This window comes from Pseudomonas sp. M5A4_2d (assembly GCF_053345295.1).
This window is the reverse complement of record NZ_JBKEZW010000012.1, coordinates 187,788-194,245: the sequence shown is the minus strand read 5'-3', so window position 1 is coordinate 194,245 and position 6,458 is coordinate 187,788. Positions and strand designations below refer to the sequence as shown.

Sequence of the window (6,458 nt, the reverse complement as noted above, 5' to 3'; positions counted from 1 at the left end):
GGCTTGAATCCGTGGGTAACCCGGCAGGACGCCGGGTTAGCCGCACTGGGCCAAGGATGGCCCATTGCGGCGGCCCACGGATTCAAGCCGGAGTGAGGACATGCCGAGCCTGGGCGAGGCACCGAGTGGTGGGGCAAAGCGTTTTTTGGTTACTTTTTTAGGCGTTTTGTAAAAAAGTGACCCGCCGTAAGGGCGGAACCCTAAGCAGCCGTTACCGCAGCAACGGATATGTACTCAATCTACCCCCCCACAGACTTAAAGCGACACAAAGAGTTGCGTAGATACCTATGCTGCGCGACGGCAATGAATGGCGGTGACGGATGGTGGGTGAAGACAGTTGCTCCCACATTAGTTCGTCGGCGACTTCAGGCATTTATCCAACCCCACCACCGCCACTGCAATCACGATGAACCCCGCCAGAATCCCCCCGGCATTCGCAAACACTTGTGGATAACCGAGGCTGTCCACATCAATGAACGGGTACTGATATTGCCCGAGCAAATGCCCGCGCAATAGCACATAAGCGAAGTACACCAGCGGGTAGATCACCCACCCGGCAATGTGTTTGAGGCGCAACGTGCCCTTGGGCACATATCGCCACCAGTAGATTAAAAACAGCACCGGCATCACATCGTGCAGCAATTCGTCGGCGATAAATTGAAAGCCTGCGGGGCTCCACAAATGCCGCAGCAGCAGGTTGTACGCCAGGCTCACCACGACGATGCTCGCAGCAATCCCACTACTGACGTTGGGTGCCAGGAAAAACCGCTTCGCGGCTGAATCCCGACTGACCAGCGCATAGCTCAACACCACCACGACCAAGGTATTGGTGAGCACGGTGAAGAAACTGAAAAAGTTGATCAGCCCGCCCAACAGGCTGGCGCCGGCGTCCCAGCGTGAATAGAAAATAAGGTATTGCTGAATCGCCAGCCCCGCCCAACCAGCCAGCGCCGCAACCGCGGCAAAGCACTTCATCGGCTCAGTCCAGCGGGCGTTTGGTGCGCATCAGCTTGACGTACAAGCTTTCGACTTTCTCCCGCGCCCACGGGGTTTTGCGCAGGAACGTCAGGCTCGACTTAATGCTCGGGTCGCTCTTGAAGCAGCGGATATCAATACGTTCGGCCAAGCCGCTCCATTCGTAATGTTCCACCAGGGTGGTGAGGACGTGCTGCAGAGTCACGCCGTGGAGCGGGTCGTTGCTTGTCGCGGTCATGCCGGGCCTTTTGCAAAAAGAGGAAACACAGCCGCGCACCTTAGCCGACGGGGCGTACAGGTGGAAGCACCGCATTGAATATAGACCCTGAGGAAAAGTTCCCCTTTTCAGCCAAAAAAGAGATGTTATATTGTAACCATAGTTATCAAAAGTAACGCTTTCGATACCGTTTTAAGCCTTCTCTTTTTTGTGCCGTTTTACCAAGGAATGTTCGATGTCCCTCTCCTCTCTGTGGCGCTTGACCCCGCTTGCCGCCGCCCTGCTGATCTGCTCTGAAACCCACGCCCTTGAGCTGCAACCCCAAGTCATTACCGGCAACCCGCTGGGCAGCGAACAACTCGCCTCGCCCACCACCGTGCTGGAAGGCGATGACCTGACGCTGCAACAAAAAGGCAGCCTCGGCGAGACCCTGAACAAGCAGCCAGGTGTGTCGTCGTCGTACTTTGGCCCGGGCGCCAGCCGGCCGATCATTCGAGGCCAGGATGGCGACCGCATTCGCATTCTGCGCAACGGCGTGGGCGCGCTGGATGCGTCGTCGCTGTCCTACGACCATGCGGTGCCGTTGGACCCGGTCAACGTCGAGCGTATTGAAATCGTGCGTGGCCCGGCCGCGCTGTTGTATGGCGGCAGCGCGATTGGCGGCGTGGTCAACACGTTCGATAACCGCATCCCCACCGAAGCCATCGAAGGCATTCACGGTGCGGGTGAATTGCGCTATGGCGGCGCCGACACTACCCGCAGCAGCGCCGGCAAACTGGAAGCCGGCAACGGCACCTTCGCCCTGCATCTGGACGCCAATGCGCGGGCATTCAACGACCTCAAGATCCCAGGGTTTGCCCGCAGCCGCCATGCCCCGCAAACCGAAGACGGCCCCGGCAAGAATAGCCGCCTGGGCAACAGCGACGGGCGCCAGGACGGCGGCGCCGTGGGCGGTTCCTACACCTGGGACGACGGTTATGCCGGGCTGTCCTACAGCAACTACGACGCCAACTACGGCTCACCCGCCGAACAGGACGTGCGCATCCGCATGAAGCAGGATCACTACGCCTTTGCGTCCGAGATCCGCAACCTGCAAGGTCCGTTTACCTCGGTAAAACTCGACGCGGGCTACACCGACTACGAGCACCGCGAAATCGAAGGCGGCGAAACCGGCACGATCTTCAAGAACAAGGGTTATGAGGCGCGCGTTGAAGCCCGCCACCAACCGCTGGGCCCGTTCGATGGCGTGGTGGGCGCACAAGTGACCCGTAACGAGTTTTCGGCACTCGGCGAAGAAGCCTTTGTGCCACAGACCGATACCAACGCCGGCGCGTTGTTTATCCTCGAAGAAATGCAGGCCACCGAGCGCCTCAAACTCAGCCTCGGCGGGCGCCTGGAACACACGAACATCGACCCGAACGCCAAGGGCAATGCGCGCTTTGCCGGCGCCGACAAATCCAAGGACTTCACCGCCGGCAGCCTGTCCTCCGGCGCGGTCTACACCCTCACGCCGATCTGGTCGCTGGCCGCAACCTTGGGCTACACCGAACGCGCGCCGACCTTCTACGAGCTGTATGCCAACGGCGCCCACGTCGCTACCGGCACTTACGAGTTGGGCGACGCCAACCTGAAGAAAGAAAAAGCCGTGTCCAGCGACCTCGCGCTGCGCTTTGACAACGGCACCCACAAGGGCAGCTTTGGCGTGTTTTATAGCCGCTTCTCCAATTACATCGGTTTGTTGGGCACAGGTCGTACGCTCAACGATGAAGGTGAAGAAGACGCAGGTGGTATTCCTGAGTACACATACTCCGGCGTACGGGCACGTTTCGCCGGCTTCGAGGCCCAGGATCACTGGAAAATTGGCGAAGGCGCCTACGGCAAATTCGCCTTGGAGCTGTCGGGGGATTACACCCGCGCCACCAACCTCGATACGGGTGAAGCCTTGCCACGCATCGCGCCCCTGCGCTTGAACAGCGGTTTGCTGTGGGAACTGGACCGCTGGCAAGCGCGGATCGACGTGGAACACGCGGCGGGCCAAGGGCGTGTGCCGAATAACGAAAGCGGCACCGATGGCTACACCACGCTGGGCGCAAGCGCGGGTTATCGCTTCAATGTCGGTGGCAGCCAGTGGCTGGCGTTCGTCAATGGCGAAAACCTGACCAACCAGACCGTGCGCTACGCCAGCTCGATCCTGCGCGATATCGCGCCGGCGCCGGGCAGAAGTGTGCAATTTGGTGTGCGTACGACCTTCTAAAAAACACCGAAAATCCCCTGTGGGAGGGGGCTTGCTCCCGATGACAGTGTGTCAGTCGACCTATTCATGGCTGACCCACTGCTATCGGGAGCAAGCCCCCTCCCACATTTGTTTTGCAGCGACACTTAGTCACTGTTACCAAATCTGAAATGATGCATCTTGCGTTTTGCGCTTTCTCTTGGCGCATCCGCGCTTTATCCTTGTCGACAATAAACTGAAACGTTTCACTTCTGCGGTCGACCCCATCTTGCCGAAATCTTCCTTCTTCCAAGACAGCGCTGTCTTAAACCGACCTGCGCCTGGGGATAAATCGCCCGCCTGTGGATAAGCCCCCTGTCCCCAGAAATACCAAAAATAACGCTGAACCAAGCCCGCGCCGAATCGTCATCTACAGTGAAGCACGGGGTTACATAATTCCAACGTCACGGAGAAACACACTATGAGCACTGATGGTGCTTCAAGCCCAAGCCGCCTGCTGCCCAGGCTGCTAGGCGTCTTGCTGCTGATCATGGGGCTGGCCTTGCTGGCCGGCGGCGTCAAGCTGAGCATGCTCGGCGGGTCACTGTACTACCTGCTGGCCGGTATCGGCATCGCCCTCACCGGCGTTTTGCTGCTGGCTACCCGCCGCGCTGCGCTGGGCCTGTACGCACTGGTGCTGTTCGCCAGTACCGTGTGGGCACTGTGGGAAGTCGGCCTGGATTGGTGGCAGCTGGTGCCGCGTCTGGCCCTGCTGTTCGCGCTGGGCATCGTCTTGCTGCTGCCGTGGTTTCGCCGTCCGTTGCTGCGTGGTCAACCCGCGCCACTGGGCACTGGCGCACTGAGCGTGGCCGTGGTGCTGGCCGGCGCTGCCGCCCTCGCCAGCCAATTCACCAACCCGGGTGAAATGGTCAAGACCGGTCAACTGGACCGTGACGCTGTGCCTGGCATGGCCAGCGCCGCACCGACCCAGGCCGATGGCGACTGGAACTCCTATGGCCGTTCCGCTTTCGGTGATCGCTACTCGCCCCTGGCGCAGATCACCCCGGAAAACGCCCACAAGCTCGTACCGGCGTGGACCTATCGCACCGGCGACATCCCTGGCCCAGGCGATCCCGGTGAAACCACCGCAGAAAACACCCCGCTGAAAGTCAACGGCATGCTCTACGTGTGTACGCCGCACAGCCAGGTGATTGCCCTGGACCCGGACACCGGCAAAGAAATCTGGCGTTTCGACCCGAAGATCAGCACCGAAGGTGCCGCGAACTTCAAAGGTTGGGCGCACATGACCTGCCGTGGCGTGTCGTATCACGACGACGCTGTGTACGCCTCCGAGCAGAGCCCTACCGGCAGCGCCAGCGCCGCGCCTGTCAGCGCCGTCTGCCCGAAACGCATTTTCGTACCGACTGCCGATACCCGTCTGATCGCCCTGAACGCCGACACCGGCAAGATGTGCGAAGACTTCGGTGACAAAGGCCAGGTCGACCTGCGTGCCAATATCGGCAGCTTCGCCCCAGGCGGTTACTACTCCACTTCGCCACCGGCCGTGACCAAGAACCTGGTCGTGATCGGCGGTCACGTGACCGACAACGTTTCCACCGACGAGCCTAGCGGCGTAATCCGCGCGTTCGACGTACACACCGGCAAGCTGGTGTGGAACTGGGACAGCGGCAACCCGGACGACACCACCCCGTTGGCCGAGGGCAAGACCTACACCCGCAACTCGCCGAACATGTGGTCCATGTTCAGCGTCGATGAAAAACTCGGCATGCTGTACCTGCCAATGGGCAACCAGATGCCCGACCAATATGGCGGCGACCGTACTGCGGACTCCGAGAAATACAGCGCCGGCCTGACCGCTCTGGACATCGACAGCGGCCATGTGAAGTGGACCTTCCAGTTCACTCACCACGACCTGTGGGACATGGACGTGGGCGGCCAGCCTAGCCTGATCGACATCAAGACCGCTGACGGCGTCAAGCAAGCAGTCATGGCTTCGACCAAGCAAGGCAGCATCTACGTGCTGGACCGCAGCAACGGCAAACCCGTGGTGCCGATCAATGAAGTCCCTGTACCGCAAGGCGCAGTGGCCGGCGATCACACCTCCCCGACCCAACCGAAGTCCGACCTGAACTTCATGCCGCCGCCGTTGAAAGAACGCGACATGTGGGGCGTGACCCCGTTTGACCAGATGCTGTGCCGGATCGATTTCAAATCCATGCGCTACGACGGCCCGTTCACGCCGCCATCGCTGCAAGGCTCGATCGTTTATCCGGGTAACTTCGGCGTGTTCGACTGGGGCGGCATTTCGGTTGACCCGGTACGTCAGATTGCTTTCGTGAACCCGAGCTACATGGCGTTCAAATCGAAACTGATCCCGGCTGCCGACATCGCCAAGCAAGGCCCTCGCGTCAGCGAAACCCAAGGCGTACAGCCAAACAAAGGCGCGCCGTACGGCGTGATCCTCGAAGCACTGCTGTCGCCTCTGGGCCTGCCGTGCCAGGCGCCGGCGTGGGGTTATGTGGCAGCGGTCGACCTGACCACCCACAAAACCATCTGGATGCACAAGAACGGCACCGTGCGCGACAGCTCGCCGGTTCCAATCCCGCTGACCATGGGCGTGCCTAGCCTGGGCGGTACATTCACCACCGCCGGTGGCGTGTCCTTCCTCAGCGGCACCCTCGACCAGTACCTGCGTGCCTATGACGTGAAAAACGGCAAGCAACTGTGGGAAGGTCGCCTGCCTGCAGGCGCGCAAACCACACCGATGACCTACACCGGCAAGGACGGCAAGCAGTACGTGCTGGTCATGGCCGGCGGTCACGGCTCGCTGGGCACCAAGCAGGGTGACTATGTGATGGCGTTCAAACTGCCGGATTAAGCATTACCGGTGGTAAAACCAAGGCGGCTACCTGATGGGTAGCCGCCTTTTTTGTGCCTGCCGCGGGCGACCTGTGGGAAGGGGCTTGTTCCCGATGGCGGTGTACCCGTTGTCGATGCTTCCACTGACACACCGCTTTCGGGAGCAAGCCCCCT

At 60.5% G+C, this 6,458-nt stretch carries 4 protein-coding genes; 2 read left to right on the top strand and 2 right to left on the bottom strand.

Annotated features, from left to right (window positions below; translation table 11 throughout):
* Positions 1 to 348: 348 nt before the first annotated feature.
* Positions 349 to 975 (bottom strand): Pr6Pr family membrane protein, encoded by a 627-nt coding sequence (locus ACLBW8_RS25160; protein ID WP_447806565.1) that lies wholly within the window; start codon positions 973 to 975, stop codon positions 349 to 351.
* Positions 976 to 979: 4 nt separating this feature from the next.
* A complete protein-coding gene (locus ACLBW8_RS25155; protein WP_043048686.1) occupies positions 980 to 1,213 on the bottom strand; it encodes a VF530 family protein in 234 nt (77 codons plus the stop codon).
* Between the two features lie 214 nt (positions 1,214 to 1,427).
* Between ACLBW8_RS25155 and ACLBW8_RS25150 the strand changes: the two genes are divergently transcribed.
* Complete coding sequence (locus ACLBW8_RS25150) at positions 1,428 to 3,446, top strand: TonB-dependent receptor (RefSeq protein WP_447806564.1); 2,019 nt, start codon at positions 1,428 to 1,430, stop codon at positions 3,444 to 3,446.
* 439 nt (positions 3,447 to 3,885) lie between these two features.
* Positions 3,886 to 6,303: a glucose/quinate/shikimate family membrane-bound PQQ-dependent dehydrogenase gene (locus ACLBW8_RS25145; protein WP_064450879.1), complete on the top strand. Its 2,418-nt coding sequence runs from the start codon at positions 3,886 to 3,888 to the stop codon at positions 6,301 to 6,303.
* Positions 6,304 to 6,458: the final 155 nt, after the last annotated feature.